Raw genomic sequence first — 14824 nt, 5'->3', positions numbered from 1 at the left:
GGTCGTTCATTGGGTATCGGTGGATCGGCAGTCGGTGGCATCGGTCACGCCATCAGATGTCCCGCCGTTCGAACAGGACGACGCTCACGCCGACGCAGGCGATGGCCCCCGCCGAGCAGGAGCAGCGCGCCGGCCATGTCGTAGGTCCCCTCGTTGAGGATGTCTACAGGGCTGAAGTACCGCGTCGGGCTGACGGCCCCGAGCCATTCGAAATCGGTGTCGCTGCTCACCGTGTCCAGCAGGAACAGTCCGAACACCGCACCGATCCCGCCGCGCTGGGCGATGTCGGCGCGGTCTAGGCGGACCGACAGCAGCAGGCCGACGGCGGCACACATCAGCAGATACGGGATCGAAAGCAGGTGGAGGGCGAACAGCGACACCGGGTCGATCGTCTCATCGATAGCGAGGAGGCCGACATAGACCACGAACGGCGTCACCAGGTTGACGCCGAGGACGGGGACCAGCAGCGAGAGGTACTTCTCGACCGCGACCCGCGAGCGCGATATTGGCGTCGCGAGCAGCATGTCCAGTTTCCCGGTCTCGACGTCCGCCGCAACGAGCGCGCCCCCGCTGTAGGCGACGTACAGCCCGAGCAACAGGAGCCAGAGGAACTGGTACATCTCGATCGAGAGGAACCCCTCGACGGTCGAGAAGTTCGCCGACCCGATGAACCCCTCCTGGAGTGCCGGCGGGAGGCTCTCGACGTACTCGTCGAAGTCGACGCTCGACTCGGCGATGGACGGATACAGGAAGACGATGAGCAGCGCGTAGATCGCAAGCAGGACGGTGAGGACGGCCGTCCCTCGCATCCGTCGGCGGCCCTCGTAGCGGGTCACTTCGAACATCAGTCCTCTCCATAGAAGTGCATGAACACATCTTCGAGCGGCGGTTCCTCGATATCGAGATCGACGATGTCGTAGTCTGCAAGCAGCGACACGAGGGTGTTGTAATCCCCAGTGAACGTGAACTGGACGCCGTCGTCGAACGTCTCTCGGTCGAGGATGCCGTCACCGCTTAGCCTGGCGAGATCGGCGTCGGACCGCGTGTGGACCCGGACGCGCTTCCCACCGCGCCGGAGCAGTGTGTCGATCTCCTCGAGGGTCACAAGTTTCCCCTCACGGATGACCCCGACTCTGTCACAGACTCGTCGGACCTCGCCGAGAACGTGCGACGAGAAGAACACCGTCTTGCCCTCCGCTCGCTCTCCCCGGATAAACTCGTTGAACGCCTCCTGTTTCAGTGGGTCCAGCCCGGAAGTCGGTTCGTCCATAATCACCAGTTCCGGGTCGTGCATGAACGCCTGAACGATGCCGACCATCTGTTTGTTGCCCCGGGAGTACTCCCTTATCTTCCGGTCGAGCGGCGGATCGAACAGCTCCAGCAATTCCTCGCGCCGCTCGTCGCCCTTCAGCGACGCCTGGTAGTCGAGGTACTCGCGGCCCGTGACCTGTTCGTCGAGACCCGGATCACCCGGTAGATACCCGATGTCGGCCTTCGCTTCGAGGAGTTCGTCTTCGTCGCGAACGTCGCGGCCGAGCACCGTCGCGGTTCCCTCGGTCGGCGACTGGAAACCGAGCAAACTGCGGATCGTCGTCGTCTTCCCCGCACCGTTCGGCCCGAGGTAACCGAAAATCTCGCCCTCCCGAACGGTGAACGTCAGGTCGTCGTTGGCCCGAACGTCACCATACTGTTTGCTCAGCCCCGAGACCTCGATTGCCGCCATAGCCGCATGTGATGACAAGAGTACATAATATTTCGTACCTTTTGACGGCCGAACCCGCGATTCGTCGGCGCGTTTCCGGCGGACAGATTTGCGAAATAGAACACGCCTGGTGGAGGCCCTGAATCGCCTAAATATGCTAGCCCACAACCCTGCTATCTGTCGATGAGCCGCCATGGGCCCTGCCGGTTTCGCGGTTCCGTCATGCGGTTGCTGAAAGTAAGTCGGTTAGTCATTGTTACACCTCAGGGAGATAATCACGGCGCTGTTCGGACTTCTCTCGCTCGCCACGGCGGTCGTAATGCTTGTCGAGAATCTGGTCGCTCGCGTTCAACCGGTCTGACACCACACGGCGCGGGACATCCTCACGCCGATACGCTGTCACCCTGCCACTCCGAACATCGTGCGGTGACCGGGCGGATGGGCACGTTGAAGCCTTCACGGTCTCCGTAGCTTCGCATTCCTCCGGGTCGCGGTCGTGCGGGCATTCGGCTCCGCGCCAACATGGGCGGGTTACCCTGTACATCGTCGTCCGGAACGTCGATGTAGAGGCACGACCCTGCGAAGTCGTAATGAGCGGCCGACGCCCGTGTTCGTCGAAAACCGGTTCACGGGGACCGTCAATGTAGTCCTGCACCACAGTGGCAACATGCTCACTGATTGCGTTCCAGCGCTGGCCCTTCTCGCCGTTCTTTAGCGGCGTGTCGGACTGTGGGCGATGGACAAATTCGACACCTGGATTGTCCTGTTCGAGTTCACAGTCATCGATATCCAGGCCACGAATCGCACCCATGCGGGCCCCGGTATGCCACAACAGCAGGACGATGACATGGACCCGTGATGCGTACTTGTACATCTGGAGGTAGTCGAGAATCACATCGGCGCGCTCGGGGTCGAGCGTAGACGCACTCACCTCGCCAGCGCTGTTGATTGTCGGGAGCGGGACTTTCGTCCGAAGGTCTTCGGGAACTGCATCCACCTCAGCAGCGAATCGAAGGAACGAACGAACTGTCGCCAGCTGGCCCCGTAGAGTTATGGGCTCGATTCCCTCGCGGCCCTTCCCGTTCCCCTCTCGACGCCAGACCCGATAGGCGTACAGGTCCCGCCCCGACAGATCGTTCAGATTCTCAATCCCCTCTTCGCGGCAGAACTGCTCGAAGGCTTCCAGACGATACTCTTGTGACTGGATCGTGGATTCGGTGAGTTCGTCCTGTCGGGCTTTGAGATACATGTTGACGGCCCTGCCGGGTTCCAGCGGTTGGAGGTCATCACTCACGCTTTCCCACCCCCGCGCCCCAATCCCCCAATATCATAGCTCCGGGTTGCGCAGTTTGAACAAGTCGGCTCGCGGGTTCGTGCATCGATCCCGTCAGCGTCAGCTCGACAGGTGGCGCAACTGCCGTCGTCAGAACTATTCGATTGCGATGCTTCGGTGTTCGTGCGGGGCTGTAGCCCCGTAATGGTGGATTCGCTCATATTGCACAGAGTGCGAAGCCACCTTTTCGGGCGGTGTACCAGACCGCCCGTTCTTCACGAACCAAGGAGAGTCATCTTCAACCGAGTTGGGAGCTTCGCATATCGACAAACTGGCCAGTAATGCATAAATGCATTGCCAACTATAATTTTAATATAATAAGTAAAATTGGGTTATCAGTGAGACATAAGATACTCTATACCGATGTTGGAATTGAATGCGTCAATCGGGCTCCTGGATGACTATCTGGGATGATCGGATACTGGAAATCATCCACGAAGAAGAGTCAGGCACATCAACTGAGCTCGCAGAGCGGGATGAAATTCACATAGCCCAGTCTACCGTCTCCCGACGTCTCCAGAAGCTTGCCGACCATGAACTCCTCCGTTCCCTCGGAAACGGTGTTTATATTCTCACTGACGAGGGTGACGCATATCTTGAAGAGGAATACGACGCCGAAAAAGAGCGGTACATCAACGGCGGCGGATCTTCTAACGAGGAAGATGGAGCAGATGCAGCTGACGGTCCCGGAGTCAATAGCTGAAGACGTTGCCCTGAATCATGTCACGCAAGCCCGCCAAATGGATGGTCCCGTTAGATGAACGGATACTCGAAATACTGAAGGCTGAAGGCTGGTCATCGCCAAGCTATATTGCACAGAAGGTATCGCTCCAAGCCTCTGTGGGCCGTGTGCGTGAGCGCTGTCGGATGCTTACGTACGCACAGATGATCGAACCGCTAACCCGTCAGTTCCAGAACTACGATATCACGGGGTACGGACTGCGGTATCTGGAAGGACGGTTAGATGCGAGTGATCAGCCACGACCATCAGCTAAGAAAGTTTTGTGAGGGAACGGTCCTGTAATTAAGTCTATTACCAAGGCCACTAACGGTCAGAGAGAAAATTAGGTGATAAGGATGAGTAGTCACGCTGTGGCGTGTAAAATAATAGTTTTCAACGTATATTATTCACACCCCAAAAGTAAAACATAGCCAACAGTCGATGAAACTACCAGGTTTTGATAATTGTATAATTGTCAAGTAGAGGGTCTGAAGTATCTCATGATACACTGTAACAAGTTCTTTCAAATACAAGACGTGAGGAGAGTAATCTGCTGAATACAGAACGCGTTTCTCACACGAAACCCAAAATGGATTTGATGCCGTCGAATCGTTTAATACAGTATACAAATGCTAAGATTCCCGATCTAGGTTTTGCTGGACCGTTCGATGTTTTTTATTCCAGAGTCTGGGTGCAATGGAGTGACACTAACAAATAGATCTTCAGCCTCAAGCCGTAATATTAGTTGGCAGTTGTCAAGTTTATTTAATTCACTTGGGAGATTTATCCGATGATATCCTCGATTAACATCCCATAATTTTATTTTTCCTATAGATCCTTTTCCGCCGAATGTTAATATACGCTTTCCCGACTCTGAGAAAAATAGCGCTTGTTGGTCTTGGAAAAAGACGGAAGGATCAATCAAGCATTGAAGTGTAAAATTACCGTTTACACTGATTGCACGCTCAACGTATTCGGGCCCTGAACCGACTCCGATGGCATCGTCAAGCACTTGATGTGCGCCTACCGCGTTTTGAGCATCAAAACCTAATATTTTGAAGTCGTCAGGTTGGTCGAAGTAATGAGGTATGAAATCACTAGAGTAATCCAATATAGTAGTATCACCTCTGGGCCCGTTGACTCCGACAATTGCCCCCGGATTGCCATCTTCTTCTCTTTGACCAATTTGTTGAAGGAAAACTCCGTTGATAACATCGTTTCTTTGAACAATCTCGCCAGCTACTTCGTTTTTTAATTGTTCGTTTTGATTCGGGGTTAGGCGAATTTGCTGAGGGACCTCAATATGTATAATATTTTGTCGATCATTTTCGAACTTTTCGCTCACATCCTGTATTATACCCGCCAATTTGCTCGGTAAATTAACGGACTTCTTGTTGGCTACTTTAGGACTCGGGCGTTTACATTCCACATCCATAACTGGCTCAGTGTCCGTGACCCTAAACTCTGGAACTTTCTGATTGGACGAATTTTCGTCTATTAAAGAAATATTGTGACCGTCATCAACATAGGCAGATGCGGTTCGCAGTTCGTGGATAAAATCAAGCGGTTTGTCAATCAGATCTGACTTATATAAGTCCTTGATTGATTTTTTAACACTATCCCCCTCAAAATCAATTATTTCGGCGCTGGATAGATTGCGCACATGATATCCGAGTTCAAAAAATCGGATTGCCTGACTAACCTCGGCGCTGCTCAGATCTTCTACTTCCTTTCCTTCGTTTATAATTAGCCGGCTCGACTCGTAGTAATCCCCCAACTCTGTCGATATGACTTCCTCTTTGTTGAATTCCTGTTTACCGATTATATTCAGAACTGCACTGTAGTCTTGCTGAATATTTTCTTCCGATAGTGGGCCCCAGAGTGGCATATCAATTTGATTCGTTTTGTTATAGAATAAAGTTGTATGGCTGCATCTGCAGACAGGTTTTATTCACTTACTCACAATTTATTTGGAGGAGACAATAGCCCTCCATGTAGACTAAGTCCTCTATATTTCACACGGTTTTCCTGACAGGTGGCGAGCAAGTTAGTGAATCGATCAAGGCTTGAGTTCCCTTATTGAGTTATTTCCAAGGGAAAGCTTGGAAATCAGCTAACGACTTTCACATATCAACTACAACAGTCTCCTCAATTTTGATTTCATACGTACCAGGAACACGTAACGTCTCGGCGATTTCTCGTTTCTGCTGAACCGTCAAATCGTCACGGGCCAATACTTCTCGGATTCGCTCGTCGATTCGCCAGGAGAATTCAGCAGAGCGCATGAGTGCCTTCGTTTTGTTGCAGTCCCAGAACTCGGCAGCTTGCTCAATGGTATCCGTACGATGCGCGTGCTTACCGTCTTCCCGGATTCGCATACCTTTGAATTGATGTTGGAGATAATAAGTCAGGCAAACAGCTTAAAAAGAGAAATAATTCCAAAGGAAATCCAAACGACTACTCCGCCAACGAGCATAATTTCCCCAATTAGCCGAGCAGACTTCACACGATCTATCCAACGATCAGCCTCTTCCAGTTCGCCTGTTTCAAGATTGAATTTCGAACTCTGTCCTAACACTCTCTTCTGAATTCTGAGGGTGTTAATCCCCTCACGGTGAAATCTTGTTTCTATATCAGTTCGAAGCGACCACGCTGAATGTCGTTTCGATTCGTGCGCCAGAATAACACCACCCAGAAATAGTGCTACTGCTCCTCCAATCGACATTAGAACAGATAATCGAAGATACTCTGAACCGCTCCATAATCGGAATATTTGAGAGAGAAAAGCCGCCCCGACGATAACCGTCAAATAGTATGTGTTATGTATCATCCTATCTCGATATCGGCCTTCCTCACCGGCTTGCTCATATTCTGTAACCCATATGTCAAAATTATCCTGTTCAACCCCCGAATCTTCCTCAGATTTATCCGACATACACATTCACTCGTACACACGAGCCTCATATTTTGTGTTGAGTGAGTTGTGAAAACCCCCTATATCAGGTAAACTGAGAGTTCAATGTGGTTCTGTGGTGCTATGATCTCAAAACGACTGGTTTATTCTGTAGATATGCACACGTTTAGATTCGCCTCGTGTGCATATCGTATCGAAGATGATCTCCGAGCTGCGACCCCATGGTTGGAGCAGACTATCAAGTAGTCCAATCCCAGTCAGATTTCGAATACTGGTACATCTTCCAAATCATGATTCCGAATGAGGATAGAGAAAACAGAATTAATATTGAACCTACTGCTAAGAAAAAACTCAATCCGATAATCCAGATTACTCCAATAAGTAGTACAAATCCACTCATTACCAGTGCTGCGACGGAGATATGTGCAAATTTCAATACGGGATTTATTCCTTTGAATGTTCCCTGAGACGAGTCTTTTTTCAGATTTTCTTGGTATTCAAATATACCAGATACATTACTCATATACAAGTCTAATGCTATGAGGATTGCGGGCAATGTTAGGGCAACCAGCTGTAATAATGTAAGAATTGCTCGTAGTCGGTTTGAGACCATGTTCTGGCGATAGTGTCGTATGAATAATAAATCACAGTCCAATACGCACATGTAGTTCAAAATTCTCTTCCTCCTCACTTTTACCGAACCTCCCCAGACCGGCAGATATGGCCGCACTCGCGGCCAGTCCTACTATGTTCGGAAAGATAGACATCGAAGACGCCCTGGCCGGTGTGATTTTCACCGCCAGCGCGTTCGTCACCAACGGTATCGCTTCGATCAGCATGCTCGGTTACGACCTTGGCGCGGCCGTGTTCACCGCCCAAGGCACGAGTATCGACCTCGCGTTTCTGTTGTCGCTCACCGCCCTGGCAATGGCCTACGCCACCAACCGGGTGAACGAGAGTCGTGCCAAAAACTACGAGCTGGAAACCGACCTCGTTGAAATCGCCAAGGGGTCGGCCACCGTCGAGACATATCTTGCGCTCGGGACACTCGTGATTGTCCTGTTCACCGGGCTGAACATCCTTGGCGCGCAGGATATCGTAGTTGGGTCGGCCGCAATTGGCCTCACCGTCGTTGGCATCGAAGCGGCCGGCTATTACGTCATCAGCTACCTGGGGTGAACGATGGATCGAATACTCAGCTATGGGCTTGTGGGCTGTATGGGCGTCTCCGCGGCCACGATCTCCGCGGCTATCGTCGGGGACCCGATTCCTGTCGTCACGCCCGCGGTCGTCGCAGGTGCCGCTATCGCCGGCCACCACGTCCGACAGCAGGGCAGCAGCGAAGCGGACGACCAGGACGTTCGCGCCAGCGTCGAGCAGGTGGAGACTGACGGGGGGCGTCAGCAGTGACCCGCGCAGGCTCGGTCCTGCTCGCCGCGCTCGTCCTGGTGTCCACGGTCGCCGTGGGCTTTGGGCCGGGACTCGCCAGCGCGCAGACTGACACGTACGCGCAGCAGTTCACAACCGGCCCGCACAAAGTCGCTATCGACCTCTCGAACGTCACCACCGAGACGACCATCTCGGTAATCACCTCAGAATCGCCCGCTGGTGATAACGCCACCATCATGAAGAAGACAGTCAGCGGGTCCGAACCGTCCGCTCACTTTCGCAACGCTGGGGCCTACCAGACCTTCACCGTGCAGGTGTCCGGTGCTGACGCCAAACCCAGCTTCAGCAAGGGCGGTCCCAGCGCTGCATGGACACCGGGAAGCTCCGGCAAATTCTTGGGGGACACCGGCGGTGACCCCGGTTTTACCTACGACATGAGCGAGCGCATTGGTGAGTCGGTAATGCCCCAGATTGTCCAGTTGGACCGGACTGGGCTGCCGGGCAGCACAACTGTCAACACGACCGGAACGGACGCCAAGCAAACCAAAATCGACCTGTACCAATCCTTCCAGAACCAGCAGGCGAGCGGAGAGAACTATCAGACGACGCTCGACAACTACTTGCAGGACACACAGACTCAGGCCCGAATCATCGGCAAGAACGCGTATATTCGGGCACTGAACAACGGCAGTAGCAAAGCGGCGGCCAAGAGTCAGGCAAAACAGGCAGTAGCAGACTACTATGCCGTCAAACAGGCGAATCTCATCACCCAGTGGGAGTTGTCAATGTCGCAAGCCGAGTATTCGCGCTCGGTGGCCGCAAACGAATCTGGAATCAGCCAGAGAGATGTTGTAGACCCGATTATTGATGATGCGGGCTCAGACTACAATGCGTATCTCACCGGGTCCGAATATGGGGCCCAAGAGACTGTTACGCTGGTAAACGGGACAGCGGCCACCTCCGCGACAATGAGGTTTGAAATCAAGTCGAAGAACGCCAATACTGGCTCCGACTACGGGACTGGATGGACACCGTACATCGGTGTGACGGAAACATCCACCGCCGTCAAGGATAACAACGGCTACGGCTCCCACGTCGAGCGAGTCGAAGCCCCCGCGCCGACGCAGACCTATTCGGCCCAGACGGTGCTTCCGTGGTGGGAATACGGCCAGAGGTGGAATACCATCCAGACACAGAACCAGCAGGTTCAGAACGACATGGACACGCTGGTAAACAACACCTATAGCGCCTACCGGAGTGGTGAAATCAACAGTAGCGACCTCGTTGACCCCTACGTCCTGGCGAACCAGCAGTCGGCCGGCGACGACTTCCAGGGCTGGACTGCCGCGCAGCTCACCCTGCTGGGACAGAACTCCCCGGAGAACTTCGACCAGATCGGGAGCTTCAACGTTACCACCGAATCCGGCACCCAGTACGAGGGCGTGCTGTTCTCCCAGGAGAACCCCGCCAGCGGTCAATTCGAGACGAACACGACGTACAACCCGAACCAGATTGGCGGCACTCAGTACGTCGTTACCAGTGACCGCATCGTTGAACTGAAATCGAACTTCACGGTGGACGATATCACCACAACCGACGGCAAGAACGTCCAGAACGTTACGATAGAGAAAACACAGTACAAGACCACGAACGTCTCAGAACTCAAACAGCAGTACGAGGACTTGGCGTACAAGCGCGCACAGATAGAAGCCCGTGAGAAGGCCTTGAAACAGTCTGCAGGCGGTGGCCTACTCGGTGGCGGCAGCGTCTCGCCCGTCGTGGCACTGGCCGTCATCGGCACGCTGCTTGCCGTCGTCGTCCTGCAGGACTAATCCACCCATGCGTTCCCTATTCTTCGTCGCGCTGCTCGTGGTCAGCCTCGGCTGCGTCAGCGCCCCGGCCGTCGCACAGTCCGCGGGGAACCTACCCGCCGAAACTCCCAGCCCACAGCCCACAGCCCAACGCTCAGACTCGACGAACGTCTCGGAATCACAGACAACTCGCATCGACGGGCAGACCGAACTCGTTTCTTCCGAGTACCTACCGAACGAGGGTATCGCCCGCATCACCGTCCGGTCGAGCGCGGTACAAACAGTGACCGTCTCCGACGCCGGCCGGTTCCAAGAGGGCGGGAAGATTCCCGTCCGCTCGGTCGCACTGAAATCTGATGACACCGCGACTGTCGAGATTCCGGTGACCGAAAAAGACGGGTACGTCGGTGTCGCTATTTCCACCGGCAAAACACCGCTATACGCCGAAATCGTTCAGCAGCCCTCCGGAAACGGCCTGGACATCCTGCGCGCGCTGTCGTCGCTCCAGGCGTGGCTGGCCGGCGCTGCTGTCGCATTCGTCTGGATGATTATCGCCGGCTACAACGTCATTCGCAGTGAGAACGGCCGGCCGGAGGTGGCATGATGCCCGCACCGACCTTCGCGGACAACCGCGACCGACTCACCTACCTGCTGGCCGAGTACAAGCTACTCGTCTCGGGGATGTTTGTCGGCGCGGTCGTGCTCTTCGCCTACTACCAGCCCCAACTTCCGACCCTGCCGACGTGGGTTCCCGCTGTTGCCGTCGGCTGGCTCGTGCTGGCAATTCCCTGCTATCTCGTCGGTGCGAAAATCGCCCGCTGGCTCCGTCGCCGCAACTGGGTCGAAGTCCATCATATCAACGCCGTCGAGGACACCACCGAGAAGTATTACGTCCCGCCGGAACTCTGGCGTGAGAAGGAAATCGACGGCCCGGACCCCTATCCTGTCAACGGCGGCAGTGCGTGGGCCGTCCGCGAGTACGAGTACCTGGAAGACATCGGCCAGCTCCGTGTCGAAGGCGTCTGGCTGGAAGGCTGTCAGGATACCCAACTGATGACCAGCAAGAAGCAGATGCAGGATATTCACGGTTGGCTCATAGACCGTGCTGAAGAACTCGCCGCAATCCGTGGCCGGTGGAGTCGTGGCAGTGTCGAGCTGCAAAAGAAGCTCGTCACTGCCGACGCCGAAGCCAACGAGCGCGGCCAGATGATCCAGAAGACAGCAGCCAAGGAGACCTTCGGCGATCTTATCGAAGACGGCGAAAATCCCGAAGACGCACCGACCATCCACGACCTCACCGACGCGCCCGACCCCACAGCAGACGCCGCTATGGGCTATGGGCAGGACGAACCGGCCAGCGAGCAACCGCAGGACCCACAACTAAACGATGACTGACGACGGTAACGACCTCTACACACCTGCCCAGTTCCGCGAGTATCAGGACGGCTACGGTCAGCGGGAATCCGACGTGCATCAACACGCGGGCATCGTCCGCGACGAGGAGCTATCCCGCTACCTCTCGATCCTCGAAACTCACTACGACCCGCAGGAGTGTGACCGGCCCGAAAAGATGCCGGGACAGGCTAAAGACCTCTCTCATGTTCGGGATATCGTTCGGATTGAAGGAACCGAAACAGCCCGGCAAGCCATGGCGAATGGCGATATGCAGTCGCTCAAGCACTTCACCGGAGACGCCGGCCAGCGGGCCGATATCTCCGGAATCAAGGCTATCGACCAGCTTCGCGCGCAGATGACTGGCCCCGCGCCAATGTTCTACGAGTGGGCCGAACCCGGTACAGGGAAGTCGAACTTCGCCTGTCTACTCGGACAACTCTGGAAGGAACAACAGCCCTCGGACGCCTTGGTCGCATCGAACATCCGAACGCTCGAAGAGACTGACGAGTGGACGGACTCGGACGGCGACCGTCGTGACGGCTGGCTCGCCAACTACGGCGAGCTGAACGAGTGGCTGAAACAGGACGGTGACCCGATGCACAACGAACAGGTCCCGAAACTGTTCATCTTCGACGAGGCCAGCAGCAACGCGGGCGGGAGTGGGTCGGACGGCTACGAAACGAAAACGAAGCTCGGACCGCTCACCTACAAGATCCGGAAGTACGGCGGTTCGCTCATCATCATCGGCCACGACGGCCGCGACGTGCATCCACTGGTTCGGGAACTCGGTGTGTGCGTCCACAAAGAGGGGCTGAAAGAAGCGACGTTCTACGAAGACGTACGAAACCGGAAGGGCGTCAACCCGATCTTCTCAGTATCGGGCATCCCCGAAACGGACTGGCGATATGACGACAAGGAACCGACTACGTGGTCGTGGTCGAGCGGCGAGGATGACGGTGACGAGGTGGACCCGGAAGACCTCTCGCGGAAGCTTGCGATCTACACGGCCATCACGGCCAAGGAATCTGAACCGGACAGACCAAACCACGAGATTGCCGATTTCGTGCCGTACAGCGCCGAATGGGTCCGCCAGCGCTGGAACGAGTATCAGGACGACGGCAAGCACCGAAACGTAATTGGTGAGGTGACGGAGCTAACCGCATGACAGCGATAGGATTCGAGCAACCCAACAACAACCAACCCCCCGGCGTAGCCCTGTTGTTGGCCCATGGCGTACGCTCGCGGTGCGAGCACGCGCGAGCTATGGGCAACGGCCGCGAACAGTCTGGAGGAGTATCTATATATGACGCACGCGAGGTGCGCGAATGAGTCGAAGCCACAAGGCCAATCACTACGGCACGCTCGTCGAGCGGAAAGCCGCCGAGCGGTACGACCTCGAATTAGATCGGTGCAGCTGGCACGACGCGAAGCGACCCGATGGGACGCCAGTGGAAATTAAGTCCGCTATGCACCGGCACGCAGATGGGCAGCCTGGTACGTTCAAACTCTACGACCAGTATCACGAGAAGCTACGGGCGGCGAATGGATGGTACGTGTTCGGCGTCTATCGGGTTCGTGGGCAAGGTGTGGAAATATTCGGATGGGAGATGCGACATTCATCTCGATTACCGACACTGGACTGGCATGGTGGAGGTGAGCATCGCAACGCGGAGCAGGCGAAATTAGGTATTCAGCGTTTATTGTGAATATAGATATTACAAATAGGAAATGATCTACCGCCACAGATCAACTATAACATTTGTCCCCTGATGTCAGCCAAGAAGTTCGAGGCCAGCGTTGTCGTCACCTTCTCTGACAGTGAAAGCGAATACAAGACATTTCCCATTGCTTAGGGGCATTGGTTGGATTGTTATTGAGTCGTGATTTCCGTTCATGTCACGAACAGATTCCTGTATTTGCTCATTCCGTTCTGGCTTCCATCTACCCTTGTTGAGTGGTTGAATCTGCTGTTCATCTTCATCTATACCACCAATCACCAGTCTCGTTTTACCCTGGATCTCTTTGGTAAACCGACTGGCAAGCTCTTCGTTGTCCTCAACTGCAAACCAATCTCTTGCCTTGAATTCCAGAATTTCATCTTCATCTCTCAGGACTAATCCATCTGCACTGAGACGATTCCCATATTTTTCCGCAACTTGTCGGAAAAAGTGACAGATTGGCGAGCCAGTCCAATTAGAGGCTACAGAGAAGATCACGTAAGAGAGGACGTTAGACAACACATCACCAGTCCTCGCTTCTTGAGTGATTGCGTAAAGATTGTTCAAATGGGATTGGTGGGGGATGTCAATTTCATTATGGATTTTGAAAGGCCCCAGTTCAACAGGCTCCTTAGAAAAAGGATGGCCGGCATGAAAGAGATATACTTCTGAATTATCGTCAAAAGAATTCACCAAGTCTACCCTCCACTTTGCGGAGAGCTTTATATGCTTATCAGCAAACACCACCTCGAAGTTCTCATGTTCTTTGCGTCTTAACCTCGGACCTTGCTTCCCCTCAGTTATCTCATTTTTCTGATCAAAAACTGTTGATTGATACACTTCCATAGAGCTTGCAATGCTGGCATAATGCTCCCTGAAGGATTCAACATCATAGTAGATACTATAGAAACTTTGTAGAAATTCATCAGGGTCTTGGAAAATCCGCCTACCAAATTTGATTTGCTCAATAGGATATTCGTTTCCTGAGGGTGTCAAGAATAGCTCATCGACAATTTCATAGTCCTCACCTTGTTGAAATTTTTCAATGAATTCATCTTTGGTAAATTGGAATGCACAAGGTGCCCCGTCAACTGTCGTCTGAATCTTTATATCTCCGGCATCTCCGTAGGATATTTCATGTTTTTGAACCCCCAACCAGCCAGAAAGTGACTTAGTAGGTTGGCTTTCGTAATGCCTCACCTGGATCTCATCATTATCCTCAGGAGACCGGAACTCCGCATACTTATCTACGTTATCTGTATCGAGAAGACGTTCTATGACATTTGCGTCCTTGGTGATCGTCTTTTCAGCAGAATCCGCGTGACAGAGGAAAATAGAATCACCCATCACTACGAGAACTGCATACTTTCCTGATTGACGAGCACTAGTTTCCATATTATTACAGAAGTTATTTAATAACATCGTGCCCGCCATCTCATCCCGGTCAGGATATGAATCAAATAAGCCCTCAATCAGCATCTTCGGGTTGTCATCTAAATCTAGGTCTGAGATTTGATGTAATCCTGTCTGTCTATCAAATTCATCAATAACAGCCCTGAAATTCTGAACTTCAGTGCTATCCGTCAAGGTCCGAGATTTCAGATTTTCTTCTTGTATCTCTCTATAATAGATATATACCGGGCCTGGCGTTCGGTCTACCAGTTTATCCTGTTTTCCTTTTTATCTCTGAAATGGCATAAATTAGAACTGATTGGAACTCATCTCGCGTCCAATTTTTGTGTTATAAGCATATGTAGCCAGCCCTTACTAAAAGAATGGCATTGTTTTAGGGCCAGTGCATACTGAGGTTAAGTCTCAGAGTGAAACAAATTGATATAGCT

At 53.5% G+C, this 14824-nt stretch carries 16 protein-coding genes; 9 read left to right on the top strand and 7 right to left on the bottom strand.

Annotated elements, in window-relative coordinates:
• Window positions 1–44 precede the first annotated feature (44 nt).
• The 3 genes from ACY9XZ_RS08145 to ACY9XZ_RS08135 form a co-directional block, all read right to left on the bottom strand.
• On the bottom strand, window positions 45–845 hold the full coding sequence (locus ACY9XZ_RS08145) for an ABC transporter permease (RefSeq protein ID WP_463456532.1): 801 nt from the start codon (window positions 843–845) through the stop codon (window positions 45–47).
• Window positions 845–1723, bottom strand: a complete 879-nt coding sequence (locus ACY9XZ_RS08140; protein WP_463456531.1) for an ABC transporter ATP-binding protein — start codon at window positions 1721–1723, stop codon at window positions 845–847. The genes ACY9XZ_RS08145 and ACY9XZ_RS08140 overlap by 1 nt, the downstream gene beginning before the upstream one ends.
• Window positions 1724–1958: 235 nt before the next feature.
• Window positions 1959–2951, bottom strand: a complete 993-nt coding sequence (locus ACY9XZ_RS08135) for a tyrosine-type recombinase/integrase (protein WP_463456836.1) — start codon at window positions 2949–2951, stop codon at window positions 1959–1961.
• Between the two features lie 460 nt (window positions 2952–3411).
• Here ACY9XZ_RS08135 and ACY9XZ_RS08130 point away from each other — a divergent pair, with 460 nt between their 5' ends.
• Window positions 3412–3738: a MarR family transcriptional regulator gene (locus ACY9XZ_RS08130; protein ID WP_463456530.1), complete on the top strand. Its 327-nt coding sequence runs from the start codon at window positions 3412–3414 to the stop codon at window positions 3736–3738.
• 664 nt (window positions 3739–4402) lie between these two features.
• Here ACY9XZ_RS08130 and ACY9XZ_RS08125 read toward each other — a convergent pair.
• The 3 genes from ACY9XZ_RS08125 to ACY9XZ_RS08115 form a co-directional block, all read right to left on the bottom strand.
• Window positions 4403–5644: a hypothetical protein gene (locus ACY9XZ_RS08125; RefSeq protein ID WP_463456529.1), complete on the bottom strand. Its 1242-nt coding sequence runs from the start codon at window positions 5642–5644 to the stop codon at window positions 4403–4405.
• A gap of 235 nt (window positions 5645–5879) precedes the next feature.
• Window positions 5880–6134, bottom strand: coding sequence for a DUF7692 domain-containing protein (locus ACY9XZ_RS08120; RefSeq protein WP_463456528.1), 255 nt, complete (start codon window positions 6132–6134; stop codon window positions 5880–5882).
• A gap of 29 nt (window positions 6135–6163) precedes the next feature.
• Window positions 6164–6691: a hypothetical protein gene (locus ACY9XZ_RS08115; RefSeq protein ID WP_463456527.1), complete on the bottom strand. Its 528-nt coding sequence runs from the start codon at window positions 6689–6691 to the stop codon at window positions 6164–6166.
• Window positions 6692–6891: 200 nt separating this feature from the next.
• On the opposite strand from ACY9XZ_RS08115, the gene ACY9XZ_RS08110 reads away from it, so the two are divergent.
• The 8 genes from ACY9XZ_RS08110 (at window position 6892) to ACY9XZ_RS08075 (ending at window position 12971) form a co-directional block, all read left to right on the top strand.
• Window positions 6892–7137, top strand: a complete 246-nt coding sequence (locus ACY9XZ_RS08110; RefSeq protein WP_463456526.1) for a hypothetical protein — start codon at window positions 6892–6894, stop codon at window positions 7135–7137.
• A gap of 280 nt (window positions 7138–7417) precedes the next feature.
• Entirely contained in the window at window positions 7418–7849 is a 432-nt protein-coding gene (locus ACY9XZ_RS08105) for a hypothetical protein (protein ID WP_463456835.1), read from the top strand.
• Window positions 7850–7852: 3 nt separating this feature from the next.
• Complete coding sequence (locus ACY9XZ_RS08100) at window positions 7853–8080, top strand: hypothetical protein (RefSeq protein WP_463456525.1); 228 nt, start codon at window positions 7853–7855, stop codon at window positions 8078–8080.
• Window positions 8077–9891 carry a hypothetical protein gene (locus ACY9XZ_RS08095; RefSeq protein WP_463456524.1) on the top strand — a complete coding sequence of 605 codons (1815 nt, stop codon included), beginning with the start codon at window positions 8077–8079 and terminating at the stop codon, window positions 9889–9891. Before ACY9XZ_RS08100 ends, ACY9XZ_RS08095 begins: the two co-directional genes overlap by 4 nt.
• A 7-nt stretch (window positions 9892–9898) precedes the next feature.
• Window positions 9899–10474, top strand: a complete 576-nt coding sequence (locus ACY9XZ_RS08090; RefSeq protein WP_463456523.1) for a hypothetical protein — start codon at window positions 9899–9901, stop codon at window positions 10472–10474.
• Complete coding sequence (locus ACY9XZ_RS08085; protein WP_463456522.1) at window positions 10471–11265, top strand: hypothetical protein; 795 nt, start codon at window positions 10471–10473, stop codon at window positions 11263–11265. Before ACY9XZ_RS08090 ends, ACY9XZ_RS08085 begins: the two co-directional genes overlap by 4 nt.
• Window positions 11258–12430: a hypothetical protein gene (locus tag ACY9XZ_RS08080; RefSeq protein WP_463456521.1), complete on the top strand. Its 1173-nt coding sequence runs from the start codon at window positions 11258–11260 to the stop codon at window positions 12428–12430. Before ACY9XZ_RS08085 ends, ACY9XZ_RS08080 begins: the two co-directional genes overlap by 8 nt.
• A gap of 160 nt (window positions 12431–12590) precedes the next feature.
• Entirely contained in the window at window positions 12591–12971 is a 381-nt protein-coding gene (locus ACY9XZ_RS08075; protein WP_463456520.1) for a hypothetical protein, read from the top strand.
• 66 nt (window positions 12972–13037) lie between these two features.
• On the opposite strand, the gene ACY9XZ_RS08070 is transcribed toward ACY9XZ_RS08075, so the two are convergent.
• Window positions 13038–14570: a hypothetical protein gene (locus tag ACY9XZ_RS08070; RefSeq protein WP_463456519.1), complete on the bottom strand. Its 1533-nt coding sequence runs from the start codon at window positions 14568–14570 to the stop codon at window positions 13038–13040.
• Window positions 14571–14824: the final 254 nt, after the last annotated feature.

The organism is Haloarcula sp. HT12 (assembly GCF_055271655.1).
This window is presented reverse-complemented; position numbering and strand designations above follow the sequence as displayed.